This window comes from Inquilinus sp. CA228 (assembly GCF_052078665.1).
In the GTDB taxonomy this organism is placed as follows: domain Bacteria; phylum Pseudomonadota; class Alphaproteobacteria; order DSM-16000; family Inquilinaceae; genus Inquilinus.
In genome coordinates this window covers 1-25165 of record NZ_JBQJIK010000030.1, presented here as the reverse complement: position 1 = coordinate 25165, position 25165 = coordinate 1, and the positions used below count along the sequence as shown (strand labels likewise).

Below are 25165 nucleotides of genomic sequence, written 5' to 3'. Positions count from 1 at the left end.
CTCAGGCCCTCCCGCTCAGCGTCGCGACCCGGCCGGCGAAGGCGTCGGGGCCGCTGTCGATCACGTTGGTCTTCATCCAGGCCAGGAAGGCGTCGCGGTCGGTCGCGATCTTGTCCCAGGCCAGATAGAAGGCGTTGTCGCGCGGATAATAGCCATGGGCGTAGGACGGATGGGCGCCGCCCGGCACAGGAACGATCGAGGTCACGGTCCAGCGCGGCAGCACGCAGGCGTTGGGGTGGATGTCGTCGAAGTCGTCGACGATCTCCTCCACCGTCACCACCGACCGCTTGGCCGCCAGTACAGCTTCCTTCTGCACCCCGACGATGCCTTCGATCAGCACGTCGCCGCGGCGGTTGGCCTTCTGGGCGTGGATGAAGCTCACGTCCGGGCGGATCGCCGGCACCGCCGCCAGGGTCTCGCCGGTGAAGGGGCAGGTGACCGACTTGATGTTCGGGTTCACCTCGGCCAGGCCGGCGCCGCGATAGCCGCGGAACACGGCGCAGGGCAGGCCGGCCGCCCCGGCCTCATAGGCGTTGGCCATCGCGGCGTGGGAGTGCTCCTCGATCTCGACCGGGTTCGGCCAGCCCTTCTCGATCGCGTCGCGCACGCGGCGCAGCAGGCCGACGCCGGGGTTGCCGGCATAGGAGAAGATCAGCTTCCGGGCCATGCCCATGCCGACCATCTGGTCGTAGACCAAGTCGGGGGTCATCCGCACCAGGGTCAGGTCGCGCCGGCCCTGGCGGATCGCCTCATGCGCGGCGGCGTGCGGAATCAGATGGGTGAAGCCCTCGAAGGCCGCGGTGTCGCCGTCGTGGAGGTTGCCGGCGACGGCCTCGGCCAGGGTCTGGAATGTGGCCATGAGCTCTCTCAGATCTCGAAGAAGACGGTCTCGCCGTCGCCTTGCATGCGGATGTCGAAGCGATAGCGGCCGGGGCCGTCGCTGTGCGCGATCAGGGTGCCGCGGCGGGACTCGGGCACGGCGTTCAGCACCGGATCGCCGGCATTGGCGGCTTCCTCGGGGAAGTAGATCCGGGTGTAGACGTGCACCAGCATGCCGCGCATGAAGACGATGACGCTGAGATGCGGCGCCTGGCCCGGCCCCGGCGCGCCCGGCCGGATGGTGTCGAAGACGAAGCGCCGCTCCGGATCCGTGCCGGTGCCGCAGCGGCCGAAGCCGGTGAAGCCGTCATTGGCGGTGCGCTGCGGCCCCGGGAACACGCCCTTGGCATCCGCCTGCCAGATCTCGACCAGCGCGTCCTCGATCGGCTGGCCGGCGCCGTCCAGCACCCGGCCGCTGACGCGGATGCGCTCGCCCGGCACGGCGTCGCCGGCGAGGGCGCCGTCGGCGACCTGCGGGAAGTCGTAGCCATATTGCCGCGGCGTCAGGCCGTAGGCGAAGAAGGGGCCGACCGTCTGCGACCCGGTCTGGGGAAGCTTCGCCACGATCAACCCTCCATCGGCGTCGCCAGGCGCCCGCGCAGCACGATGTCGAATTCGTAGCCGAGCGCGTATTCCGGCTCGGTCAGGTCGAGCTTGAAGGCCGCGATCAGGCGCTCGCGTCCGGCCGGGTCGGGGATGCTGTTGAACATCGGGTCCAGCGTGTGCAGCGGGTCGCCGGGGAAGTACATCTGCGTCACCAGCCGGGTGGCGAAGGCCGGGCCGAACAGCGAGAAATGGATGTGCTGCGGCCGCCAGGCGTTGGCGTGGTTGCGCCAGGGATAGGCGCCCGGCTTGATGGTCAGGAAGCGGTAGCGGCCTTCGGCATCGGTGACGCAGCGCCCGGCGCCCAGGAAGTTCGGGTCCAGCGGCGCGTCATGCTGGTCCACCTTGTGGATGTAGCGGCCGGACGCGTTGGCCTGCCACAGCTCGACCAGCGTGTTCGCCACCGGCCGCGCATCCTCGTCCAGCACCCGGCCGGTGACGATGATGCGCTCGCCCAAGGGCTCGCCATTGACCCGGCCGTTGCGGGTCAAATCGGCCTCGCCGGACGGAGCCGCGGCGGCGGAGAAAGCCGGGCCCTGATGCTCGGACAGGGCGCCCGAGAGCGGGATCAGCGTCTGCGACGGCGCCCGCAGCACGGTCGAGCGGTAGCCTTCGAAGAGATGGGGCGGATGGATGCGCCAGTCGCGCGGCTGGAAGCTCACTTGGTCTCCTCCCGGTCAGCGCCGTCGCGTTCGGCGAAGACCTGCTTGGCGATGGCGAAGGCGGAATTCGCCGCCGGCACCCCGGCATAGACCGCGACATGCAGCAGCGCCTCGCGGATGTCCTCCGGCGTGGCGCCGGTGTTGGCGGTGGCGCGGATGTGCATCGCCAGCTCCTCATGATGGCCCAGCGCAGCCAAGAGGGCGATGGTCAGCATCGACCGCTCGCGATGGGTCAGTTGCGGCCGGGTCCACACCCCGCCCCAGGCGCCGCGGGTGATGAACTCCTGGAACGGCGCGTCGAATTCGGTGGTGCGGGACTGGGCGCGGTCGACATGGGCGTCGCCCAGCACCTTGCGGCGCACCGCCATGCCCTGGTCGTGCAGCGGGTCAGCCATGGCGACCTTCCTCGATGAAGTCGCGGATCAGCCGGGCCAGCAGCTCCGGCGCCTCGACGCAGGGCAGGTGACCGGCGCCGGGGATGTCCTGGTAGCGCGCGCCCGGGATCAGCGCGGCGAGGGACCGCACCAGCTCCGGCCTGGTGGCGATGTCCTCGGTGCCGCACAGGCACAGGGTCGGCACCGCCACGCCCTGGGCCGCCGCGGTCAGGTCGCCGTCGCGCAGCGCGGCGCAGGCGCGGATATAGCCGTCGGCCGGGGTGCGGCTCAGCATGTTGCGGGCGATGGCGACCAGCTCCGGCTGCCGGGCCCGGAACTCGGCGGAGAACCAGCGCTCCATCGTCGCCTCGGCGATGCTGCCGACGCCGCCGGCCTCGACCCCGGCGATCCGCGCCTGCCAGGCCTCGGCCGTGCCGATCTTGTGGGCCGTGTCGCAGAGCACCAGCCGCCCGACCAGGTCCGGCCGCAGCCGGGTGAGGCCGAGCGCGATCATGCCGCCGATCGACAGGCCGACCACCGTGGCCCGGCGGATGCCGCTGGCATCCAGCAGCGCCGCGAGATCGGCGGCGTGGGCGTCGATGCTGTCGCCGCCCGCGCTGGTCGACAGGCCGTGGCCGCGCTTGTCGTAGCGCAGGGTGCGGTGGTGGGGGAATTGCGGCACCACCGCATCCCAGATGCGGAAATCGGTGCCGACCGAGTTGATGAAGACCAGGGCGGGCGCGTCGCGCGGACCCCTGTCCTCGACATGCAGCACGATGCCGTTCGCCTTGACCGCGTCCATCCCTATCCTGGCCCTCGTTCCTGGCTCGTTTCCTGCGGTTCGCCCCGCCGTGATGCCGCACTGTGCGCGGCCGGCACGGTTATGTAAAATGAGGAATTCGCCAGGAAACATAACCGGACGATTATGGTGGAGCGCGACAACGCAGGGGCGATCGAGCGGCGGATCAAGCTGCGCCACCTGCAATGCTTCCTCGAGGCGGTGCGGCTGCGCAGCGTGGTGGCCGCGGCCGACGCGCTGGGGGTCAGCCAGCCGGCGGTGTCGAAGACCCTGCGCGAGCTGGAGGAGGCGCTGGGCGCGCCGATGTTCGACCGCAGCCGCAAGGGCGTGGTGCTGACGCCGTTCGGCCGCACCTTCCTGCACCATGCCGGCACCAGCGTCACGGCGCTGCGCCAGGGCATCGAGAGCGTGGTGCGGGCGCGGGCGGCGGGGGAGGAGCTGCTGCGCGTCGGCGTGCTGCCGACCGTGGCCGGGCAGATGATGCCGGCGGCGCTGGAGCGGTTCCGCACCGCCTGCCCCGGCGTGGTGGTGCGGGTGGTGGACGGGCCGAACCAGATGCTGCTGGGCCAGCTGCGCGTCGGCGGCCTCGACCTCGTGCTCGGCCGGCTGGCGGAGCCGGAGCAGATGACCGGCCTGTCCTTCGAGCATCTCTATTCCGAGCGCATCGCCTTCGCCGTGCGACCCGGCCATCCGCTGCTGTCGCGCCCGGCGGTGGCGGTGCGCGACATCCGCGCCTATCCGGTGATCGCGCCGCCGCCGGGATCAGTGATCCAGCCGACCGTCGACCGCCTGCTGATCGCCGCCGGGATCGAGGCGCTGCCGGACCGGATCGAGAGCGTGTCGCCGACCTTCGGCCGGTCCTATGTGCGCCGCACCGACGCGGTCTGGATCATCTCGCGCGGCGCCGTGGCCCAGGATGTGGAGGAGGGCGTGCTGGCCGAGCTGCCGCTCGATTCCGGCGATTCCACCGGCCCGGTCGGGCTGACCATGCGGGCCGAGGTGCCGCCGACCGATGCCGGCCGGATCTTCATGGCCATGGTGCGCGACGCGGCGCGGGAGGTGCGGGGCACGTGACCCCGCACCGCGACCGGCTACAGCACGAAGTCGGTCCCCTGCATGGGAATGACGCCCACCAGGCGGATCAGGAGATCGGTCGTCGCGTCGCCATCGATGTCGGCCTGGACGAGGGTCGTGTATTCGTCGAGGAACTCGTAGCGCAGCTGGCCGGCATAGCCGGTGATGAAGGGATTGCTGCCGATGAAGAGGAAGGCCTGGTTGCCATCGGCCCAGACATTGGCATCGATCGCCGACAGGTCGATCCGGTCGCCGGCCTCCCGGCCGAAGTCTCTGATGAAGTCGGACGAACCGGTGCTGGTTTCGAGATAGGTGAACGTGTCGGCCCCGGCATTACCGTCCAGAATATCGTCGCCGTCGCCGCCGATGAGAACATCGTCGCCGTCGCCGCCGGTCAGCGTATCAAGCCCCTGGCCACCGTTGAGAACATCGTTGCCGCCCTGGCCCCAGATGTCGTCGAAGCCCCCGAATCCGGCCAGGACATTGGCGGCGTCCGATCCGATGATCTGGTCGAAGAGGGCGTTGGTGCCGAACACGTTCTCGATGCCGGACAGCGTGTCGCCTTCGGCCTGGCCCCAATGCCCCAGGCCGGTGCTGAGGTCGACGAACACGCCTCCCTCGTCGCCGGTGCCCAGGTAGTCGACCGTGTCGACGCCGCCGCCGCCTTCCAGCCGGTCGGCCCCGTTGCCGCCCTGCAGGACATCATCGCCGTCCATGCCGTACAGGACATCGTCGCCGTCCAGGCCGTAGAGACCGTCGTTGCCGCCATAGCCATAGAAGGCGTTGGCAGCCCCATTCCCGATCAGCGTGTCGCTGTAGCCGACGGTGCCGAGCACGTTCTCCACGTCCCACAGCTGGTCACCCTCAGCTTCGCCGCCATATCCGGCGCCGGTGCCGAGGTCGACAGTGACCCCGGCATTGCCGTTGTAATCGGCGGTGTCGATGCCGGTGCCGCCGATCAGCCGATCGGCCCCGCTGCCACCTTGCAGGAAGTCGTCGCCGTCCATGCCCGAGAGCAAGTCGTCGCCTTCCAGCCCACGGAGATTGTCGTCACCGCCATAGCCGAGCAGGCCGTTGGCCGCCCAGCTCCCGATCAGGGTGTCGCCGTAGCCGATCGTGCCCAGCACGTTCTCGATGTTCCGCAGCACGTCGCCTTCGGCTTCGCCGCCATAGCCGACGCCGTTCGCCAGGTCGACATAGACGCCGGTGTTGCCGTTGTAGTCGGCGGTGTCGACGCCATCGCCGCCGTCCAGCCAGTCGGCTCCTGCCCCGCCTTGGAGGAAGTCGTTGCCGACGAAGCCGTAGAGGTTGTCGTCGCCGCCATAGCCATAGAGGCCGTCGTCCTGGGAACTGCCGAACAGGCCGTCATTGCCCTCGGTGCCATAGAGCACTGCCATCGGTGCCTCGCGGGTGGTTCAGCGTCGCGCTGATGATGTCGGGACGGGGGAGGGGGCCTCAACCCCCGACGATTCAGGGATTGCCGGGCCTGGGCTGTGCTAGGCTCGGTCCGTTCGGAGGGGTACCGAACCCGCACATTCGAGCCGCCGAGCGCATCGACCTCACACAGGGAGACCGCCCATGGCCATGCGACCCGACCCGACCTTCCACGCCTCGCCGAAGCTGGCGATGGAAGCGCCGCCGGAAGACTTCGCCTACACGCTGCTGCTCAGTCCGGATGCCTCGCAGCCCGACGCGCTGGCGGTGATCGACGTCAAGCCCGGCTCGCCGACCTACAGCCGGATCGTCCACACCGTGGCGATGCCGCACAAGGGCGACGAGTTCCACCATTTCGGCTGGAACGCCTGCTCCTCTTCCCTGTCGCCGCTGACCGGCCACGCCTTCCTGGAGCGGCGCTATCTGATCATCCCCGGCATCCGCTCGTCGCGGATCTACGTCGTGGACACCAAGCCGGACCCGACCCAGGCCAAGATCCACAAGGTCATCGAGCCGGAGGAGGTGTTCCGGAAGACCGGGTATTCCCGGCCGCACACCGTGCATTGCGGCCCGGACGGCATCTATGTCTCGACCCTCGGCGGCGGCGGGAAGGACGGCACCGACGGCCCGCCCGGCATCTTCATCATGGATTGCGAGACGTTCGAGGTGCTGGGCCGCTGGGAGATCGACCGCGGGCCGCAGGAACTGCATTACGATTTCTGGTGGAACCTGCCGCGCGACTACATGGTGAGCAGCGAATGGGGGCTGCCGCCGCAATTCGAGAACGGCATCGTGCCGGAGGACCTGCTGGCCAACAAATACGGCCACCGGGTCCATTTCTGGGACCTACGGGCCCGGCGCAACGTCCAGACCATCGATCTCGGCGCCAACCACCAGATGGCGCTGGAGATCCGGCCGGCGCACGATCCGGCGAAGGAATACGGCTTCCTCGGCGTCGTGGTCGACACCACCAACCTGGAGGGGTCGATCTGGACCTGGTGGCGCGAGGGCGGCCGGTTCCACATCGAGAAGACGGCGACGATCCCGCCCGAGCCGGCGGAGGCGGAGCGGCTGCCGCCGCTGCTGAAGGGCTTCGGCGCGGTGCCGCCGCTGGTGTCCGACATCGACCTGTCGCTCGACGACCGCTTCCTCTACGTCTCCTGCTGGGGCACCGGCGAGATGCGGCAATACGATGTCCGCGACCCGCGCAAGCCGAAGCTGTCCGGCTCGGTCCATATCGGCGGCATCGACCGGCGCACGGCCCATCCGAACGGCAAGGCCTATACCGGCGGGCCGCAGATGGTCGAGATCAGCCGCGACGGCAAGCGGGTGTACTGGACCAACTCGCTGTACTCGACCTGGGACGACCAGTTCTATCCGGACGGCGTGCCGGGTGCCCAGGTGATGGCCCAGGCCGGGCCTGATGGCGGGCTGGAGCTGGCCAAGGACTATTGGGTCGAGTTCCCCGACGGCTACCGGGCGCACCAGGTCCGGCTGCAGGGCGGCGACTGCTCGACCGACAGCTTCTGCTACCCCTCGGCCTGAGGGATGCCGGAGGCGGCCGGCCTGTGGCTGGCGGTGGTGGCGAGCGGCCTCTATCACGGGATCAACCCCGGGATGGGCTGGCCGCTCGCCGTCTCGGCCGGGCTGATGGAGCGCAGCCCGCGCGCCCTGGTGGCGGCGCTGGGGCCGTTGACGATCGGCCATCTGCTGGCGATGGCGGTGGTGATCCTGCCCTTCGCCCTGCTGGTCACGCTGGTGGCCTGGCAGCAGCCGATCCGGATCGGCGCCAGCCTGCTGGTGATCGGCTTCGGCGTCTATCGGCTGGTGAACCGGCGCCATCCGCGGGCGCTGGCGCGGATCCGGCCGACACAGCTCGGCCTGTGGTCCTTCGCGGTGGCGATGGCGCATGGCGCCGGGCTGATGCTGGTGCCGATCTATCTCGGCCTGTGCCGGGTGGCCGGGACCGACCAGGCGGCCGGGGCGCTGATCGGCGGCGATCTCGGCATGGGCGTGCTGGTCTCGGCCGTGCATTCCCTTGCCATGGTCGCGGCCGGCGGCGCCTTCGCCTGGCTGGTGTACCGGTATCTGGGGCTGAAGGCGGTGGCGCGCAGCTGGTTCAACCTCGACACCGTCTGGGCCGGCAGCCTGGTCCTGGTCGGCGGCCTGTCGCTGGCGCTCGCGCTGCACGGGGGGATGTGACCCGCAGCTCAGACCGGATGTGAAGACCTGCCGCTCCGGCGCGCGGCAGCGTTGCGCGACAAGCCCTTGTCCCGGATCGCGGTTTGGGCCGAAGCTCTAGTCGTTTCTCATCATCCCCGCGGGGGCGGGCAGCGCTCGACCGGCACCACCGCCCAGGCGGCATGGCGCGGGCCGGGCCGTGCCGCATGCAAGCGAGACCGGAGCGGATGTCGTTCGTCAGCAGGATCACCGGGGCCGCGACCGGCCGCGCCATGCCGGCGCCGGGCTTCGTCGAGTTCGTCGGCCTGATCGCCTTCATGATGGCGCTGATCTCGCTGTCGATCGACAACCTGCTGCCGGCCTTCGGCGCCATCCAGGCCGATCTCGGCATCGCCGACGCCAATTCGCTGCAATATGTGCTGACCGCCTACATGGCCGGCTTCGGCGTGATGCAGCTGGTCTACGGCCCGATTTCCGACGTCATCGGGCGGCGGCCGACGCTGATGATCGGGCTGACCATCTACACTTTCGGCAGCATCCTGGCGATCGTCGCCCACGGCTTCGAATGGCTGCTGATCGCCCGGGTGGTGCAGGGCATGGGCGCCGCCGCGGCGCGCGTGCTGACCGTCACCATCGTCCGCGACCGCTACTCCGGCCGCGAGATGGCGCGGGTGATGTCGCTGACCATGATGGTGTTCATCATCGTTCCCATCCTCGCCCCGGCGATCGGCCAGGGCTTCCTGTTCCTCGGCGGCTGGCATGCGATCTTCGTCAGCATGCTGGTGCTGGCGCTGGTGCAGATCGTCTGGTTCAACCTGCGCATGCCCGAGACGCTGCATCCGGAATACCGCAAGCGGTTCTCGCCGACGCAGATCGCCGGCGCCGCGCGGCGCTGCGTCACCACCCGGGTGTCGATCGGCTACGCCACCGCCATGGGGCTGATGATGGGGGCGCTGATGTCCTATCTCGGCTCGTCCCAGGCGATCTTCGAGACCGATGTCTATGCGCTGGGCACCTACTTCCCGATGGCCTTCGGGCTGATCGCGATGGTGATGGGTTTCGCCTCCTTCCTCAACTCCCGGCTGGTGCGCCGGCTGGGCATGCGGCGCCTGTCGCACACCGGCATCCTGGGCTTCGTCGCCGTCGGCGCGCTGCAGGTGATCTTCGCCTTCGCCTTCGGCGGCAAGCCGCCGCTGTTCCTGTTCGGCGTGGTGCTGGCCGCCAACATGTTCCTGTTCAGCCTGACCGTGCCGAACTTCAACGCCATGGCGATGGAGCCGCTGGGCGACGTCGCCGGCACCGCCTCCTCGGTGTTCGGCAGCTACACCACGATCGTCAGCGCGGTGCTCGGCGCCGTGGTCGGCCAGGCCTTCGACGGCACGGTGGTGCCGCTGGCCTTCGGCTATTTCGGCCTCGGCCTGCTGGCGCTGCTGATCGTGCTGTGGACCGAGCGCGGCCGGCTGTTCATACCGCACCATCCGGATCCCGCCCGCTGAAGCCAGGAGACCATGAGATGCGCCAGCAGACCTCGTTCCTGTTCGACCTCGACGGCACGCTGGTCGACAGCGTCTACCACCACGTCATGGCCTGGCGCGAGGCGCTGGACGCCGAGGGCATCGAGCTGTCGGTCTGGCGCATCCACCGCAAGATCGGCATGAGCGGCGGGCTGTTCACCAACATGCTGCTGCGCGAGACCGGCCTGGACATCAGCGACGAGCGGGTGGAGCGGCTGCGCCGCCGCCACGCCGAGGCCTACAACCGGCATTCCGAGCAGAGCGTGCCGCTGCCCGGCGCGCGCGAACTGCTGGCCTGGCTGACCGAGGCCGGCATCCCCTGGGCGATCGCCACCAGCGGCCGGATGGAGACGGCGCGGCCGGTCTTGGAGAATCTCGGCGTCGATTTCGACAAGGTCCCGGTCGTCACCCGCGACCAGGTGAAATACGCCAAGCCCGACCCGGACCTGTTCCTGGCCGCGGCCGAGAAGCTGGGCGTGCCGATCGAGCGCGCCCATGTGGTCGGCGACAGCGTCTGGGACATGCTGGCGGCGCAGCGGGCGCGGGCGCTGGGCGTCGGCTTCCTGTCCGGCGGCTACGGCCAGGACGAGTTGGAGCGCGCCGGCGCCTACCGCGTCTTCGAGGACCCGGCCGACATGCTGCTGCACATCGACGAGGTCGGCGGTCGTCGCTGAGACCGCCTGATACTGCTACTGGCGCGGCCGTCTGACGGCGGTTTCTCCGCTTCCGGTGCTCACGCACCAAACGTGCGCTGCGCTCCGGTTCTCGAAACCACCGCCAGCCGACTCACGCCAGCGCAGTCTCAGACGATCTCAGGGTGATCACCGGGAGACACACAGCCGTAAGCGATCCGTAAGCCGGGGCCGGTCAGGATTTCCGTCAGCCGCATTAGGCGGCGGGACCTGGAGGCATCGACATGCTGGCATTGCTCGACGAACCGGGCCTGGAGCGGGACGACGTGCTCGCGGTGCTGGACCGGCTGGCCCATGGCGTGGCGCTGGTGGCGCCCGGCGGGCGCGTCCTGTTCCTGAACGGCGCGGCGGAGGACATCGTCGGCGCCCGCGACGGGCTGGCGATCGGCCCGGGACGGATGCTGCGGCTGGGGCGGCCGGCCGAGGACGCCGCGCTGCAGCGGCTGATCGCGCAGGCCGTGCCGGGGTGCCTTGCCGTCAGCCGGCCCTCGGGCGCGCGGTCCTATGCGGTGCAGGTGGCGCCGCTCGGCTCCGTGCTGCGGCCGGCGGACCGGCCCCCGGCGCCGGCGCTGCTGATGATCCTCGACCCCGAGGCGGGGCCGGAGCCGCGGCCGGCGACGCTGCAGCTCCTGTACGGCCTGACCGCGGCGGAGGCGCGGGTGGCGCTGCTGACCCTGCGCGGCGCCGGGCTGCGGCCGATCGCCGAGGAGCTGGCGGTCGCCGTCTCCACCGTCCGCATCCATCTGCAGCGCGTGTTCGAGAAGACCGGCACGCATCGCCAGGCCGCCCTGGTGCGGCTGATCCTGGGCGCGGGCCTGGTCGCTGGCGGGTGACGGATTTGTGAAAGCCGCGGCATCAAGACGAAGCTCATGAGCCTCTATTAAGCTCGCATTTCAAAATTTAGCTTGAGCTACATTTGCGTCGATGCGAGCATTCCCCGGGCAATGGCGATGCGACGGGAGAGGCTGATGGTGAGAGTTCGGAGCGTGCTGGCGGCGGTGCTGGCACTGGCGGGGATGCTGACGGCCGGGAGCGCCTGGGCGGAAGGGGCGCGGCCGAAGCGCATCGTCACCACCTTCACCATCCTGCAGGACATGGCCCAGCAGGTGGCCGGCGACGCGGCGATCGTCGAATCGATCACCAAGCCGGGGGCGGAGATCCACGACTACGACCCGACGCCGCTGGACGTGGTCAAGGCGCAGGACGCCGACCTGGTGCTGTGGAACGGCCTGGGCCTCGAGAGGTGGTTCGAGAAGTTCTTCCAGGGCGTCAGCGACGTGCCGAGCGTGGTGGTGACCGACGGCATCCAGCCGGTCTCGATCGTCGAAGGCCCCTACACCGACAAGCCGAACCCGCACAGCTGGATGTCGCCGGCCAATGCGGTGATCTATGTCGAGAACATCCGCAAGGCGCTGGTGGCGGTCGACCCGGCCAACGCCGCCACCTACGACCGCAACGCCGCCGCCTACACCGCCGAGCTGAAGGCGCTGGACGCGCCGATCCGCGAGGCGCTGGCCAAGATCCCGGCCGACCAGCGCAAGCTGGTCAGCTGTGAGGGCGCGTTCTCGTACCTCGCCCGCGACTACGGGTTGACCGAGGGCTATCTCTGGGCCGTCAACGCCGATGAGGAGGGCACGCCGCAGCAGATCCGCAGGGTGATCGACACGGTGCGCAGCGACCATGTGCCGGTGGTGTTCTGCGAGAGCACGGTCAACGACAAGGCGATGCGGCAGGTGGCGCAGGAGACCGGCGCCCGCTTCGGCGGCACGCTGTATGTCGACAGCCTGACCACCGAGGACGGGCCGGCGCCGACCTACCTCGCCATGCTGCGCTACAACGCCAGGCTGATCCAGGACGGGTTCAATGTCGGCCAGTGAGGCTCCTTCGATCTCGGTGTCGGGCATCACCGTCCGCTACCGCGCCGGCAATGTCGCGCTGAGCGACGTGTCGCTGACGCTCGACCGGCCCAGCATCTGCGGCCTGATCGGCATGAACGGCAGCGGCAAGTCGACCCTGTTCAAGGCGATCATGGGCTTCGTGACGCCGGCCGCCGGCTCGGTCTCGATCTGCGGCCGGCCGGTGGCCTGGGCGCAGAAGGCCAACATCGTCGCCTATGTGCCGCAGACCGAGGAGGTCGACTGGAGCTTCCCGGTCTCGGTCCGCGACGTGGTGATGATGGGCCGGCAGGGGCGGATGGGCTTCCTGCGCATCCCGTCGGCGGCCGACCGCGCGGCGGTATCGGCCAGCCTGGAGCGGGTGGGCATGCAGGATTTCGCCGGCCGCCAGATCGGCGAGCTGTCCGGCGGCCAGCGCAAGCGGGTGTTCCTGGCCCGGGCGCTGGCGCAGGAGGCGCGGATCATCCTGCTGGACGAGCCCTTCACCGGCGTCGACGTCAAGACCGAGCGGGCGATCACCGGCATCCTGGCCGGGCTGCGCGACGCCGGCCACCTGATCCTGGTGTCGACCCACAACCTGGCGAGCGTGCCGGAGTTCTGCGACCAGGCGGCGCTGATCAATCGCAGCCTGGTCGCCTTCGGCCCGGTCGAGGCGGTGTTCACCGCCGACAACCTGGCCCGCACCTTCGGCGGCGCGCTGCACCAGCTGCCCTTCGGCCTGACCGGGCTGAACGACGCCGAGCCCCGGCTGCGGGCGGCGGGATGAGCGGGCTGCTCGACCTGCTGGCCGAACCCTTCGGCTACCAGTTCATGGTCAAGGCCATCCTCGGCGGCGGCGCGGTCGGGGCGGTCTGCGCCGTGCTGTCCTGCTTCGTCACGCTGAAGGGCTGGTCGCTGCTGGGCGACGCGCTGTCCCACGCCGTGGTGCCGGGCGTCGCCATCGCCTATCTGGCCGGCGCGCCCTTCCTGCTCGGCGCCGTGCTGTCCGGCCTCTTCGCGGTGCTCGGCATCGGCGCCATCGAGCGCGCCACCAAGCTGCGCAGCGACGCGGTGATCGGCGTCGTCTTCACCGCCTTCTTCGCCCTCGGCCTGCTGCTGATCTCGCTGTATCCCAGCAACCTCAGGCTGACCACGATCCTGTTCGGCAACCTGCTGGGCATCGCCGATGCCGATCTGTGGCAGCTCTTCGCCGTCGGCGCCGGCTGCCTGCTGGTGGTGGCGGTGAAGTGGAAGGATCTGCTGCTGTACTGCTTCGATGCCCAGCACGCCCGCGCCATCGGCCTGCCGACCGGGCGGCTGCACCTGCTGCTGCTGGGCCTGCTGTCGCTGACCGCGGTGGCGGCGCTGCAGGCGGTCGGCGCGCTGCTGGTGGTCGCCATGCTGATCACGCCCGGCGCCACCGCCTTTCTGCTGACCGACCGGTTCCCGCGCATGCTGGTCCTGGCCGCGGTGATGGGGGCGGTGACGGCGATGGCCGGCGCCTATGCCAGCTATTTCCTCGACGGGTCGACCGGCGGGCTGATCGTGCTGGCCCAGACCGGCCTGTTCCTGCTGGCCCTGGCCCTGGCGCCGAAGCACGGGCTGCTGCGAAAGGCACAGGCATGAGCGGTTTTCAAACCCGATCGCCCAGCCGGCCCGAACCAATCAATCCTCCCCCTCCCCCCGCGGGAGGGGGTAGGGGGAGGGGGTGTCGATCGAAGGGAGCCGGTCTTGGTCATCCGGGATCGTTCTACGGTCGCGCCGATCGTTTGATATCGGTCCCGGCGGCACCAAACCCCTCCCCCTACCCCCTCCCGCAAGGGGAGGGGGAGGATGAAAACTTCGGCGCCGGGGAGAGACGCGCTCTTCCGCGGGGGCGCCAGGCCGCAGGAAGGCCTCGATGACCGCGCTGCTGTCCCTGCTCGAAGCCGCCGCCGAGCCGCTGCGGCACGGCTTCATGGTCGAGGCGATGCTGATCGCCGCCTTCGTCGGCACGGTCTGCGCCGTGCTGTCCTGCTTCGTCGTGCTGAAGGGCTGGGCCCTGGTCGGCGACGCGGTCTCGCACGCGGTGCTGCCCGGCATCATCCTGGCCTATGTCGCCGGGCTGCCGATGTCGCTCGGCGCCGTCGCCAGCGGCATGGCCTGCGTGCTGTCGGCCGGCGCGATCGAGGCGCGCTGCCGGGTCAAGAGCGACGCCGTGCTCGGCATCGCCTTCACCGGCTTCCTGGCGCTCGGCATGGTGCTGCTGGTGGCGACGCCGAGCGACATCCACTTCATGCATGTGCTGTTCGGCAACCTGCTGGGCATCGAGCCGGCGGACAAGATCCAGACGCTCGCGGTCGGCTCGGTCACGCTCGCGGCGGTGCTGCTGCTGCGCAAGGACCTGATCCTGTTCTGCTTCGACCCCGGCCAGGCCCGGGTGATGGGGATCTCGCCGCGGCGGCTGGAGCTGATCCTGCTGCTGCTGGTGGCCGCCACCATCGTCGCGGCGCTGCAGGCGGTCGGCGTGGTGCTGGTGATGGCGATGCTGGTGACGCCGGGTTGCATCGGCCTGCTGCTGGCCGATCGCTTCGGCCGGGTGATGGTGGCGGCGGTCGCCTCCGCGGTGCTGTCGAGCGTGCTCGGCACCCTGCTCAGCTTCTGGCTCGACGGCGCCACCGGCCCGTCGATCGTGGTGGTCCAGGCCCTGCTGTTCGCCCTGGCCTTCCTGTTCGCCCCGAAGAACGGGCTGCTGCGGCGGCAGGTGGCGAGCGCGTAGGTTGGGTTCGCGGATGCGAACCCAACACTGGTTCGGGCTGCGCGATGTTGGGTTCGCTCACGCGAACCCAACCTACAACTGCGGGGAACCCAGCCTAGCCGCGCGGATGGATCAGGAGCCAGCGGCTCGGCTCCCGGTCCACGAACTCCCGCTCGACATGGCGCAGGACATGGCGCTGGCCGGCGAAGGGCACCATCCCGGCCGCCTCGTCGAAGCCGACCCAGCGGAACGCGCTGTGCTCCGGGTTCAGCCGGATTTCGGCGTCCGGCGCCGCGATGCCGACGAAGACAGGCAGCAGGCTGATGGCGTCGCGCTCCGCCTCGTAGAACTGCTCGCAGATATCGGCGGAATACAGCTGTTGCACCACCAGCCCGGTCTCCTCCCGGGTCTCGCGCAGCGCCGCCTGCCAGGCGGTCTCGCCGGGCTCGATGGCGCCGGCGATCTGGCACCACTCCCCGGCCAGCGACCGGGTGCGGCGCAGCAGCAGCACCTCGGCGCCCGGCTCGGTGCGCCGGATGACGACGACGGAGACGGCAAAGCTCCGGATCGGGATCTCCTGCATGTGGTCCTCGGGTTGCTGCGCCGCTCCGGCGGCTCGCCGGCCGAGCCGGGCGTGCGCTCAGAGCACGAGTGCAAATATCACAATCATCATGGCAATCATGACAGGGAAAGCGGCCAAAATGAGAAGCAGGGATTTGAGTATCTGCTTGGGATTGATCGGCATTGGCCGGGTCAATTGGCGATGCCTGAACGAAAGATACACGCTTAGCGTGAGAAAGAAGATGGCCAGCGCTGCGACAAGGCCAAATCCAAGGTCCGGCTTGGTGAACGGAAACCATTCGGGAAGAGTGAGTTGTGGATAGAATATGAAAAATAGATAGGGGATGAGCGCGATGATCGAGCCGAGCCGGTATCGGCTGAAGGTGGTGTCCATCGCACAATCTCCTGGCGATTGCGCGAGTGCAGGGCACGCCGGCCCCAGCAACCCGCACTATCGAAAATTGCTCATGCAAACGCAGTCCTGCTCTACCCGTGATTGCATCATCGGCTGCCGGGCACGTCAATGGGATGATGCGACTTCGTGCCTAATGGGTGCAGATGAATGAAGATCGGTAACGCCATCCTGGACGCACGCTGGAACCTCCGAGAGGTCGTGCCCATGCTGTAGAGCGCCTCATGATCACGAAATGTCAGAAAGGAAATATTAACATGAGTATTAAAATAAATCCAAGTATTATGAGCGATACTCTCGAAATATATTTCTGATATACTGAAGAATATTCATGATATTTACTGTTATTTATGATAATTTTATTGCCAATTGTGAAAAAAATAGGCTTACAAAAAGGAATATCCCGAATAACGAAGTGGTTTCCTTTTCATCCATCGGTGGAGCGAACGGAAGAAATGCCGGAAGATTGAATTTCTGATAGTTCAAAAATAGGAAGCTGATCAGGAGCGCGGTGGCCGCGCCCAACTGATAGTAGCTCGAGCGAATGGGGAGTCTCATCCGTGATCTCCTCGCCGTCGCGTAGGCTCCGGGGCGGCTCTACGTGCCGGCCGGACAATCCCTATCGAAAATCGTCCATGAAAACGCAACTCTGCCCTACCCGCGATTGCATCATCGGATGCGGACTGCGTCAATCGAATGCGTCGACTTCGCGCCTGGTCAGGGGTGCGTGACCAGACAGAGGTGATCTCGATCAGAATGGCTGGCGTGCTCTCGGAGATGGTAGGATTTTCGGCGTCGCCCCGGGGAATGCGTGCCGCGGGGGCCGAATGGGCAGGCCAGGACACGCGACGTTTCACCGATCTGCTTTGGGGATGAATTTTCAGCCGCGTATTTGTGAAGGCGAGGAGAAGATGCAGAAATTCTCGTTCTTTAAAAAGGTTGCCTTTCCGGGATTTTTCGTATTCGCGGTATCCGGTTTTGTGCTGAGGACGGCGAAGGATTTGTCCGTGCTCCCGGACTGGCTCTTCTTCCTGTTCGTCGACCCAGCGGCGTCGGTGATCGAATTCCTGGGGGCAGTCGGACTGCTCGTGCTGTCCGTCAGCTTGTACAGGGAGGCGGACGACGTGGCGGCCGCCTACAAGCTCTCGAGAAAATTCGTTCACCGCTATTCCGTGTTCATGGTGGTTGTATCGGCGGCCAGCATGGCTCTGGTGCTCCTGAGCTATGTGCCGATGGTCGTGTAGGCCATCTGGAGTCACCGTCCGGTTGCGGGCGGGAGAGGATGCCCGGCATCTCGGCGGAGCTGTCTCACGGATAGCGGAGCGGTCGGCACCGCTAGCTGCCGACCTCCGCCAGGGCCCGGCCGGTGAAGGCGCGGTGGCGGGTGCGCAGGCGGTGCTCCGCCGCGGGATCCAGGCCCCAGCCGGGCAGGTCGACGATCGGGCGCAGCGCCGCCCACAGGTCCCAGAGGGGCAGGGCGGCCGTGTCGATCGCGGACAGGGCGAGATAGTGGCGGGTGAGGGCGGCCATGGCGTCCGCGTCGAGGGCGATGAACAGCTCCAGCCGGGCATTGGCCAAGTCGGCCAGCGGGTCGCCGAGGGCGGCGTCCTCCCAGTCGACCACGGCCTGCAGCCGGCCGCCGCGCCACAGCAGGTTGCCGGGCCAAAAGTCGCCATGCAGCAGCACCGGCGGGTTGCGGCGGGGCGGGGGCCAGGCAGCCACCAGGGCGGCGCGCAGGCGGGATTCGGCCAGGGTCTCGTCCGGCTTGGGCCGATGCTCCGCGATCAGCGCCGCCGCCTGCTCCTCCTGGAGCGGCAGGAACGCCAGGTCGGCCGCCGGCACGCGGTGGATCGCGGCCAGCGCCCCGGCCAGCTGGCGCATGTGCTCGTCGGGATCGGCCGGCACGTCTTCGGTGTCGCCGTCGACGAAGCTCTGCAACAGCCAGGGCGTGGGCAGGATGGTGCCGCTCGTGTCCAGGTGCAGCGGCAAGGGCGCGGGCACGCCGGCCGCCTGCAGCAGCTGCAGCAGCCGGAACTCATGCGCCGCGATCTCCGGGTCGCGCGCCAGGTCGGCGGCGCCGTGCCGGCGCAGCACCAGGGTCCGGCCGTCCGGAGGCGCGATCTCCAGCGCCGTCACCTGGGCCGAGACGCCGCCGGCCAGGGGTCGGGCCACCAGCAGGCGGGCGCCGGGCGCGACGCGCTGGAGCAGGCGCGCCAGGAGATCCGGCACCTACCGGCCCAGCGCGATGGCCGAGCCGGTGAAGGGCACCACCGCCGTGAAGCCCGTCGGCGTCGGCGAGATCGGCGCGCCGGCGGCGGTGCCGAACTGGGTGACGCCCCGGCCGAGATGCTCGGCGACGTCGTGGCGGCCGCCGGCGAAGTCGAAGGGCCGGCTCTCGACCAGGCGGGCGGAGAACACGTTGGTGCCGACCAGCGACACCGCCGTCGTTCCATCGGGCTGGGTGACCGTGGTGCCGACCACCAGGCTGGCGCGGCGGAAGGTGGCGATGCAGTCGCCCCGGGCGAAGGAGGCCGGGTCGTCGAAGGTCCCGGCCGGCGGGCGCTGCAGGTAGATCGAGAACTCCCCGACCGGATCGACCCCGAGCTTCAGCGCGCCATTGTCGACGCCCTTCGCCTGGAACGGCCTGGCGGCGAAGGTGAAATGCGCGGTGGCCTCGCCGCGCGGGCCGTCGAACAGCGGTACGTCGAGGAAGGGCAGGTGCAGGAAATAGCCGTAATCCGCCACCGGGCCGTCCGGCTCGGCCTGGTAAAAGCGCCCGGTGACGTACCAGGCGAGCTCGGCGGGGAGGAGGGAGGGCATGGGGCGGTCCTTCCGAGGCTGATCGAAGCCGTGCGCTGGGGCGAGGGCGCGCTATGATGCCGGAACCGGTGCCAGGATTCGATGCCGAGATGGCGCCGATCGATCCCTCGACCCCCTGGGGGAGCCATGCCGGAACGGATCGCTGTCCTCGCCGATATCCACGGCGTCCTGCCGGCGCTCGAGGCGGTGCTGGCCGAGCCCGAGGTGATGGCCGCCGACCGCGTCTTCCTTATTGTCACCTCAAGTTCGACCGACAAAATTAGTATTGCTTTTTTAGTTCCTCCCATTCATCCAATATCTCTTTGTATCTTCTCAAAAATATATCTTCCTCATTTCCCAGTAAGGGGAAATATTGAACGGAGAAAGATTGGCTTCGTAGTATATCTAGTATTCTCATATCTTCTATTTTATAGCTGCTTAGCGCTTGATGCATGAGCCACAAGCCAATTCGCGCTCCCTCTGAGGAAAGTATCGGTTTTTCGCTAAAATAAGGATATATAATCCGAAACGTATCATCAGATATCTGGAAGGCTAGAATATTTTCGACCTTGATCGTAGTTTTTAGTTGTGTGATGGAATGCCTTCCTTTTATATCGCCTTTAACGATATTGAATGGTTCGTTTCTCCATCGACGTTTTTCGTTCCACCACTTCAAGAAGCCCTCTATTAATATTGGGTAGAGCCTTTTTCTCACGTCGTTTTTGGAGACGCGATGCGCTCCTTCTGTTTTTAGATCGACTTCGCCTGACGCATGCTTCTTCGCATCCGACCAAAATGGTCCGTGAAAATCCCCGCCCGAAGACCCACTTTTTCTGTTATCCTGTCTTATGTCGTCTCGCAGGGTAGAGATTTTAATATTTTTGGGTGCCTCCAATAATTTAAGAGCCTTTCTTAAGTGAGTCATTCGTATCGACATCTTGTAATTCCTATGTATATTTTAAATCTATTCTTTATGACCTCATTTTCGCTCGGAGTAACCAACCGCATAGGCTTGGGAGCGCAAACCGGCTCCGGTGTCCGGAGAATTAAACAGGCATGCCATTAGATACCCAAATCTTCATCGCATCCAAAAGCTCCTTTGTAGGATAATCTTGTATATCTGCGTGTGAAAAGCCGGCGGAGAGTTGCCTTTCATAATACCATGCCTGAAAATCGATATAACGTCCGAGGATCCGGCTAGCGCCCTCCGCGTTTATGCCGGTTTCCGTAACGAACCAATTTCGAACCGCCCGTATGGCTTTTTGATAGTCTCCCGCATGTGCCTGAATATCGCAGCCGGCAAGATCAGAAATTGCTGCTTGGTATCGATATGGCTGTTCTTCAAGAATAAGGATTTTCTTATTTTCTCGTCCATTTCTACAATATTGGCGACAGCCGTAATCTATTCCTAATTCAAATGGCATGTTTAATCTAAAGTGTTCGCCTTCCTTGGTCGCTTGGCATCTGCTCAAGTCGTGTATTGAATATTGCGAGTTCTCGATAAGACCGATAATCTTATTGAGCCTAATCGTCCCAGAATCGCCACTTTCGGTCGCTAGCCTGGGGGAGAAGCCAAGATAGATGGCGCAAAATGCGATTGCCTGCAAGATTGGTTCATAATCTTTGTCAAAAGGACAATTGATAAAAACACTTTTTGAAAAGGAAAAATTGGACAATTTCTATCCTTTTGGTGGATAGGTATCTCGACCAAAGGAGCTTCGTTCCCTGATTCGTCCATCTCGACCATGAACATAAAGTTCACTTTTCTGATTCTTGGCCAAATCTCGAGCCCTCTTAATGGCCTCCTCTTGCGTCTTGTAGGTGCCTGAGGCGCGAGATGCACCGGCGCTTCTCACGCTCCATCCTTCACCATTGGGTACTACGTGTTGATCCTTCCTTGACATCGCGCGCCGCCTTTCATCGGACTATCAGCGTGAACCAGGGCAGGCACCAATCATATCCTGCCCTTCGCAAAACTTCCCAATGCAATTTGCGCCTCCAATCTTGCGCTGTTTGTATACAAGCGGCGAGACAGGGAGCGATTCATGCGCCTCACACCCCCGTCTGCGCCGACAGCAGCACCACCGCCCGGCCCTGCAGCGCGAAGGTCTCCCCCGCCGGCAGGTGCCCCCGCGGCGCCGCGTCAGGCTCTGCCGTGTCGACCAGGGCGGTCCAGAAGGCGCCGTCGGGGACCTCCGGTAGCAGGAAGGGCACCGGCTCGTGGTGGGCGTTCAAGAGGAGCATGAGCGTCGCCTCCGAGCCGCGGCGGCGGATGCCGGTGGGCTGGGCGCGGCCGTCGATCAGCATGCCCAGGCAGCGGGTCTGGGAATTGGTCCAGTCGCCATTCTCCATCTCCTTCCCGTCGGGGCGCAGCCAGGCCACGTCCTTGACGTCCAGCTCCTCGTTGTAGAGGCCGGTCAGGAAGCGGGTGCGGCGCAGCACTGGGAAGCGCTGGCGCAGCCCGATCAGCCGGCGGGTGAACTGGATCAGCCGGCGGCCGTCCTCGCCGATCGCCTCCCAATCCACCCAGCCGATCTCGTTGTCCTGGCAATAGGCGTTGTTGTTACCCTGCTGGGTGCGGCCGAACTCGTCGCCGCCCAGCAGCATCGGCGTGCCCTGGGACAGCAGCAGCGTGGCCAGCAGGTTGCGCTTCTGCCGCTCGCGCAAGGTCCGGATGGCCGGGTCGTCGGTCGGGCCCTCGGCGCCGTGGTTCCAGGACAGGTTGTCGGCATGGCCGTCGCGGTTGTCCTCGCCGTTGGCCTCATTGTGCCGGTCGTTGTAGGAGACGAGGTCGTTCAGCGTGAAGCCGTCATGGGCGGTGACGAAGTTGACGCTGGCCCAGGGCCGGCGGCCGCGGCGGTTGAACAGGTCGCCCGAGGCGGCGAGGCGGGAGGCGAGGTCGGCCACCTGGCCCTCGTCGCCCTTCCAGAAGGCGCGGGCGGTGTTGCGGAAGCGGTCGTTCCACTCCGCCCAGCCGGGCGGGAAGCCGCCGACCTGGTAGCCGCCGGGGCCGAGGTCCCAGGGCTCGGCGACCAGCGTGACGCCCTCCAGCACCGGGTCCTGGCGGCAGCTGTCGAGGAAGCCGCCGCCCTCGTCGAAGCCGTGCGCCTCGCGGCCGAGGATGGTGGCGAGGTCGAAGCGGAAGCCGTCCACCCCCATCTCGGTGACCCAGTAGCGCAGGCTGTCGGTCACCATCTGCAGCACCCGCTGGTGGCTCAGGTTCAGCGTGTTCCCGGTGCCGGTGTCGTTGATGTAGTAGCGCTTGTCGTCCGGCATCAGCCGGTAGTAGTTGGCGTTGTCGATGCCCTTGAGCGACAGGGTGGGGCCGCGCTCATTGCCCTCGGCGGTGTGGTTGTAGACCACGTCGAGGATCACCTCGAGCCCGGCATCGTGCAGCCGCGCCACCATCTCCTTGAACTCCGCGGTCTCGCCGGTGGCGGCGTAGGCGGGGTGCGGGGCGAAGAAGCCGATTGTGTTGTAGCCCCAGAAATTGGTCAGGCCGCGGTCCAGCAGGTGGCGGTCGGGGATGAAGGCATGCACCGGCATCAGCTCGACCGTGGTGACGCCGAGGGTCTTCAGATGGCCGACCACCTCGGGGTGGCCGAGCCCGGCGAAGGTGCCGCGCTGGCGCCGCGGCACCGAGGGGTGGCGCATGGTGTAGCCGCGGACATGCAGCTCATAGACCACGCTGCGGTCCCAGCCGATGGCGGGCGGGCGCGAGCGGCCCCAGGTGAAGGCAGGGTCCACCACCCGGCATTTCGGCACGAAGGGGGCGCTGTCGCGGGTGTCGAAGGACAGATCCTCCTCCGGGGCGCCGATGGTGTAGCCGAACAGCGCGTCGTCCCAGGAGAGGTTGCCGACCAGCCGCTTGGCATAGGGGTCGAGCAGCAGCTTGTTCGGGTTGAAGCGATGGCCGGCGGCGGGCTCATAGGGGCCGTGCACGCGATAGCCGTAGATGCTGCCGGGACGGGCGTCGGGCAGATAGCCGTGCCAGACCTCGTCGGTGTATTCCGGCAGCTCGACCCGGGCGAGCTCGCGCTTGCCCTCGTCGTCGAACAGGCACAGCTCGACCTTGGTGGCATTGGCCGAGAACAGGGCGAAGTTCACGCCCAACCCGTCCCAGGTGGCGCCGAGCGGGAAGGGCTGACCCTCCAGCACCCGCACGGCCGCCGGCCTTACCCGCTTCATCCGCTTCTTTCCCTCCGGGCCGGCTGAGCCGGCCCCGCCTGCAACTGTCAAAGCGCCTCGCGCCAGCGGGCCCGCCACAGCCGGTAATCCGCCCCGTATTCGCACGCCGGGCTGGTCTCGTTGCCGAAGCGATCGCGGAAGGGGTTGAGCACCCGGTGGCCGCGCCAGTCGAACACATCGGTGGCCGCCGTAGGTCCCAACGCCTCGGCCAGCGCATCGTTCCGCAGGCCGCGCAGCAGGGCGAAGGCGTCGACCGGGCGCAGGCCGAGCCATTCGTCGAGATCGGTCGGGTGCAGGCACAGCAGCCGCCGCTTGCGCCAATGGCCGAGCACGTCCCAGACCAGCGGGGCCGGCTCCTCGTCATCCTCCGGCGGGCGGGCGACGGCGCGGATGTCGACCCGCCCGGCGAAGCAGCCGGTCAGCTCGGCCCGGTCCGGGCCGGCGGCCGCGACCGACAGGCCCAGCCGCTCGAAATGCTCGCGCTGCGGCTCGTCGGGGGAGAGGGGGCGGGGCAGGGGCAGCCCGCTTTGCAGGGCGGGGTTCGAGATCAGGCGCAACACCCTATTGACCATCGCGACCTCCAAGCTGATGCAGGAACACCGGCAGCCGGCCGAAGACAGGGCCGAGATCGGCCCGGCTGCCCCCATTCCCCCGCACGTCACCCCCACCATCGATCCCATCCGGAAGATTCAGCGCCGTGCCGTCGAAGCCGGTCAAGCCCAGCGCCCCGTTCAGCTTGCCGGCCACCAGCCGCGGCACGGCGACGACCAGGTGCCGGTCGTCCAGCGACCGGCGCCAGGCCACGACATGTGCCGCCGCCGGCCCTTGCACCGGCACCGGCGCGTAATCGCCGCGGGCGAACAGGGCCGGGTCGTCGCGGCGCAGGCGCAGCAGCCGCGCCGCCAGCCAGTGCTTGATCCGCCCGTCCGGCCAGGCCGCGGCCAGCTCCACCGGATTGGCGTCGGCGATCGCGTCGAGCTGCCGCGCCAGCCGGTCCCACTCGACCGGGCGGCGGTTGTCGGGGTCGACCAGCGACAGGTCCCATTCCTCGGTGCCCTGGTACAGGTCGGGCACGCCAGGCAGGGTCATCTGTAGCGCCAGCTGGGCCAGGCCGTTGACCGCGCCGATGCGGGCGACGCGCTCGGCGAAGGGCGCGATTGCGGCCGCGAAGGGGCCGGCCAGCGCGGCGCGGACGAAGCGCTCCAGCCCGGCCTCATAGGCCTGGTCCGGGTCGGTCCAGTTGGTCTCGTCCTTGCCCTCGCGCGCCGCCTTCAGCAGATAGGCCGTGATCCGGTCGGCATAGGCGGAATCCGGGCCGCCGGCGGGCCAGGTGCCGATCACGGTCTGGAGGAACATGTGCTCGTGCCGGCGGCTCGGCACCGGGCGGTCGTTGCCGCCGCCGCGATGGGGGGCCAGCAGGGTCGACCAGGCGGCGAGGCCGGACTGCCACTCCGGCGCCAGCTCGGTCAGCGCCGCGAGGCGGGCGCGGACATCGGCGCCGCGCTTGTGGTCATGGGTCGACAGCGACGACAGCGCATCCGGTGCGTCGCGCCGGCGGCGGGCGAAGACGGCGTGAAAGTCGTCGGGCTCGATCCCGAACCGCTCCGGCCAGCCGCCGACCTCGTTCAGCGAGGCGAGCGGCAGGTGGCGGTAGAAGGCCGCGTCCTCCACCGCCTTGGCCGCGACCGCGCCGGTCAGCTGCTGGAAGCGCTGCAGGATCAGGGCCGCCTCGGCGCCGGGGGCGCGGCCGGAGAGGAGCTTCGCCACGAAGTCGAGCGCCGGCCCGGGCACGGTGTCGCGGGCCCGGGCGATCGCGGCGGCGAGGCCGAAGGTCGCGCCGCCCGGATAGCCGCGATAGGCGGAGAGATGCTCGATCACCGTAGCCAGGGCCTCGCGCAGCGCGGCACGGGTCAGGTCGCGCTCCTCCCAACCGGCATAGGCCAGGCGGTCGACGGCGTCGACCAGCGCCTCGAAGGGCGCGGCCAGGTTGCCCTCGATCACGGCGCGGCGGCAGCGGCGGATGGTGTCGGCCATGCTGCCGTGGTCGCCGGTGAAGCGGGCATAGGCGGCGCGGATCGGGCCGGCGGCGGCGGGATCGACCTGCAGCCCGTGGATCGCGTTGGCGATCTCGTAGCCGGTGGTGCCCTCGGCCGGCCAGCCCGCCGGCAGGTCCTCGCCCTCGGCCAGGATCTTCTCGACCCAGATGGTGAAGGGCCCGGGCCGGACGGCCCCGGGCCGGACGGCGTCGACCGCCTGGCGCAGCCGGGCCAGATAGCCGGCCGGGTCGGCCAGCCCGTCGATGTGGTCGATGCGCAGCCCCTGGACCTGGCCGGCGGCGACGGCGGAGTCGATGCGGCCATGGGTGGCGTCGAACTCCACCGG

Annotated in this window: 27 protein-coding genes; 11 read left to right on the top strand and 16 right to left on the bottom strand. The window is 67.8% G+C overall.

What is annotated here, in order from left to right; translation table 11 throughout:
- Window position 1 precedes the first annotated feature (1 nt).
- The 5 genes from ACTOWL_RS16555 to pcaD are packed head-to-tail and all read right to left on the bottom strand — an operon-like array spanning window position 2 to window position 3320.
- Window positions 2-859, bottom strand: a complete 858-nt coding sequence (locus ACTOWL_RS16555; protein ID WP_441322353.1) for a CoA transferase subunit A — start codon at window positions 857-859, stop codon at window positions 2-4.
- Window positions 860-867: 8 nt separating this feature from the next.
- Window positions 868-1443, bottom strand: a complete 576-nt coding sequence (pcaG, locus tag ACTOWL_RS16550) for a protocatechuate 3,4-dioxygenase subunit alpha (RefSeq protein WP_441322352.1) — start codon at window positions 1441-1443, stop codon at window positions 868-870.
- 2 nt (window positions 1444-1445) lie between these two features.
- Window positions 1446-2144, bottom strand: a complete 699-nt coding sequence (gene pcaH / locus ACTOWL_RS16545) for a protocatechuate 3,4-dioxygenase subunit beta (RefSeq protein ID WP_441322351.1) — start codon at window positions 2142-2144, stop codon at window positions 1446-1448.
- On the bottom strand, window positions 2141-2539 hold the full coding sequence (pcaC, locus tag ACTOWL_RS16540; RefSeq protein WP_441322350.1) for a 4-carboxymuconolactone decarboxylase: 399 nt from the start codon (window positions 2537-2539) through the stop codon (window positions 2141-2143). Before pcaC ends, pcaH begins: the two co-directional genes overlap by 4 nt.
- The gene (gene pcaD / locus ACTOWL_RS16535) at window positions 2532-3320 is read right to left on the bottom strand and encodes a 3-oxoadipate enol-lactonase (protein ID WP_441322349.1); all 789 of its coding nucleotides are present in this window, start codon (window positions 3318-3320) and stop codon (window positions 2532-2534) included. The genes pcaC and pcaD overlap by 8 nt, the downstream gene beginning before the upstream one ends.
- Before the next feature lie 126 nt (window positions 3321-3446).
- Here pcaD and pcaQ point away from each other — a divergent pair, with 126 nt between their 5' ends.
- Window positions 3447-4391 carry a pca operon transcription factor PcaQ gene (gene pcaQ, locus ACTOWL_RS16530; RefSeq protein WP_441322348.1) on the top strand — a complete coding sequence of 315 codons (945 nt, stop codon included), beginning with the start codon at window positions 3447-3449 and terminating at the stop codon, window positions 4389-4391.
- Window positions 4392-4408: 17 nt separating this feature from the next.
- Here pcaQ and ACTOWL_RS16525 read toward each other — a convergent pair whose 3' ends face one another.
- Complete coding sequence (locus tag ACTOWL_RS16525) at window positions 4409-5788, bottom strand: calcium-binding protein (RefSeq protein WP_441322347.1); 1380 nt, start codon at window positions 5786-5788, stop codon at window positions 4409-4411.
- A gap of 181 nt (window positions 5789-5969) precedes the next feature.
- On the opposite strand from ACTOWL_RS16525, the gene ACTOWL_RS16520 reads away from it, so the two are divergent.
- The 9 genes from ACTOWL_RS16520 (at window position 5970) to ACTOWL_RS16480 (ending at window position 14844) form a co-directional block, all read left to right on the top strand.
- Window positions 5970-7370, top strand: a complete 1401-nt coding sequence (locus ACTOWL_RS16520; protein WP_441322346.1) for a selenium-binding protein SBP56-related protein — start codon at window positions 5970-5972, stop codon at window positions 7368-7370.
- Between the two features lie 3 nt (window positions 7371-7373).
- Window positions 7374-8027, top strand: coding sequence for a hypothetical protein (locus ACTOWL_RS16515; protein WP_441322345.1), 654 nt, complete (start codon window positions 7374-7376; stop codon window positions 8025-8027).
- Window positions 8028-8233: 206 nt separating this feature from the next.
- The gene (locus ACTOWL_RS16510) at window positions 8234-9502 is read left to right on the top strand and encodes a multidrug effflux MFS transporter (protein WP_441322344.1); all 1269 of its coding nucleotides are present in this window, start codon (window positions 8234-8236) and stop codon (window positions 9500-9502) included.
- A gap of 17 nt (window positions 9503-9519) precedes the next feature.
- Window positions 9520-10194, top strand: a complete 675-nt coding sequence (locus ACTOWL_RS16505) for an HAD family hydrolase (RefSeq protein WP_441322343.1) — start codon at window positions 9520-9522, stop codon at window positions 10192-10194.
- Between the two features lie 242 nt (window positions 10195-10436).
- Entirely contained in the window at window positions 10437-11045 is a 609-nt protein-coding gene (locus tag ACTOWL_RS16500; protein WP_441322342.1) for a helix-turn-helix transcriptional regulator, read from the top strand.
- A 135-nt stretch (window positions 11046-11180) separates the two neighbouring features.
- On the top strand, window positions 11181-12089 hold the full coding sequence (locus ACTOWL_RS16495; RefSeq protein ID WP_441322341.1) for a metal ABC transporter substrate-binding protein: 909 nt from the start codon (window positions 11181-11183) through the stop codon (window positions 12087-12089).
- Entirely contained in the window at window positions 12076-12873 is a 798-nt protein-coding gene (locus ACTOWL_RS16490) for a metal ABC transporter ATP-binding protein (protein ID WP_441322340.1), read from the top strand. Before ACTOWL_RS16495 ends, ACTOWL_RS16490 begins: the two co-directional genes overlap by 14 nt.
- Window positions 12870-13712 (top strand): metal ABC transporter permease, encoded by an 843-nt coding sequence (locus tag ACTOWL_RS16485; RefSeq protein WP_441322339.1) that lies wholly within the window; start codon window positions 12870-12872, stop codon window positions 13710-13712. Before ACTOWL_RS16490 ends, ACTOWL_RS16485 begins: the two co-directional genes overlap by 4 nt.
- 274 nt (window positions 13713-13986) lie before the next feature.
- Window positions 13987-14844: a metal ABC transporter permease gene (locus tag ACTOWL_RS16480; RefSeq protein ID WP_441322338.1), complete on the top strand. Its 858-nt coding sequence runs from the start codon at window positions 13987-13989 to the stop codon at window positions 14842-14844.
- A gap of 94 nt (window positions 14845-14938) precedes the next feature.
- On the opposite strand, the gene ACTOWL_RS16475 is transcribed toward ACTOWL_RS16480, so the two are convergent.
- Window positions 14939-15406: an NUDIX hydrolase gene (locus ACTOWL_RS16475; RefSeq protein ID WP_441322337.1), complete on the bottom strand. Its 468-nt coding sequence runs from the start codon at window positions 15404-15406 to the stop codon at window positions 14939-14941.
- A gap of 57 nt (window positions 15407-15463) precedes the next feature.
- Window positions 15464-15778: a hypothetical protein gene (locus ACTOWL_RS16470; RefSeq protein ID WP_441322336.1), complete on the bottom strand. Its 315-nt coding sequence runs from the start codon at window positions 15776-15778 to the stop codon at window positions 15464-15466.
- Window positions 15779-16707: 929 nt separating this feature from the next.
- Between ACTOWL_RS16470 and ACTOWL_RS16465 the strand changes: the two genes are divergently transcribed.
- Window positions 16708-17040 carry a hypothetical protein gene (locus ACTOWL_RS16465; RefSeq protein WP_441322335.1) on the top strand — a complete coding sequence of 111 codons (333 nt, stop codon included), beginning with the start codon at window positions 16708-16710 and terminating at the stop codon, window positions 17038-17040.
- A gap of 91 nt (window positions 17041-17131) precedes the next feature.
- Here ACTOWL_RS16465 and ACTOWL_RS16460 read toward each other — a convergent pair whose 3' ends face one another.
- The 8 genes from ACTOWL_RS16460 to treY all read right to left on the bottom strand — a co-directional run.
- On the bottom strand, window positions 17132-18025 hold the full coding sequence (locus ACTOWL_RS16460) for a phosphotransferase family protein (protein ID WP_441322334.1): 894 nt from the start codon (window positions 18023-18025) through the stop codon (window positions 17132-17134).
- A complete protein-coding gene (locus tag ACTOWL_RS16455; RefSeq protein WP_441322333.1) occupies window positions 18026-18616 on the bottom strand; it encodes a hypothetical protein in 591 nt (196 codons plus the stop codon).
- Window positions 18617-18875: 259 nt separating this feature from the next.
- On the bottom strand, window positions 18876-19532 hold the full coding sequence (locus ACTOWL_RS16450; protein WP_441322332.1) for a hypothetical protein: 657 nt from the start codon (window positions 19530-19532) through the stop codon (window positions 18876-18878).
- A 109-nt stretch (window positions 19533-19641) separates the two neighbouring features.
- A complete protein-coding gene (locus ACTOWL_RS16445) occupies window positions 19642-20271 on the bottom strand; it encodes a hypothetical protein (protein ID WP_441322331.1) in 630 nt (209 codons plus the stop codon).
- A gap of 3 nt (window positions 20272-20274) precedes the next feature.
- A complete protein-coding gene (locus ACTOWL_RS16440) occupies window positions 20275-20499 on the bottom strand; it encodes a DUF2188 domain-containing protein (RefSeq protein WP_441322330.1) in 225 nt (74 codons plus the stop codon).
- Window positions 20500-20647: 148 nt separating this feature from the next.
- Window positions 20648-22783 carry a glycogen debranching protein GlgX gene (gene glgX / locus ACTOWL_RS16435; RefSeq protein ID WP_441322329.1) on the bottom strand — a complete coding sequence of 712 codons (2136 nt, stop codon included), beginning with the start codon at window positions 22781-22783 and terminating at the stop codon, window positions 20648-20650.
- Between the two features lie 47 nt (window positions 22784-22830).
- The gene (locus ACTOWL_RS16430) at window positions 22831-23355 is read right to left on the bottom strand and encodes a hypothetical protein (RefSeq protein ID WP_441322328.1); all 525 of its coding nucleotides are present in this window, start codon (window positions 23353-23355) and stop codon (window positions 22831-22833) included.
- Window positions 23345-25165, bottom strand: a 1821-nt coding sequence (gene treY, locus ACTOWL_RS16425; RefSeq protein WP_441322327.1) for a malto-oligosyltrehalose synthase, incomplete at its 5' end; no start/stop codon positions are given. The genes treY and ACTOWL_RS16430, both read right to left, overlap by 11 nt.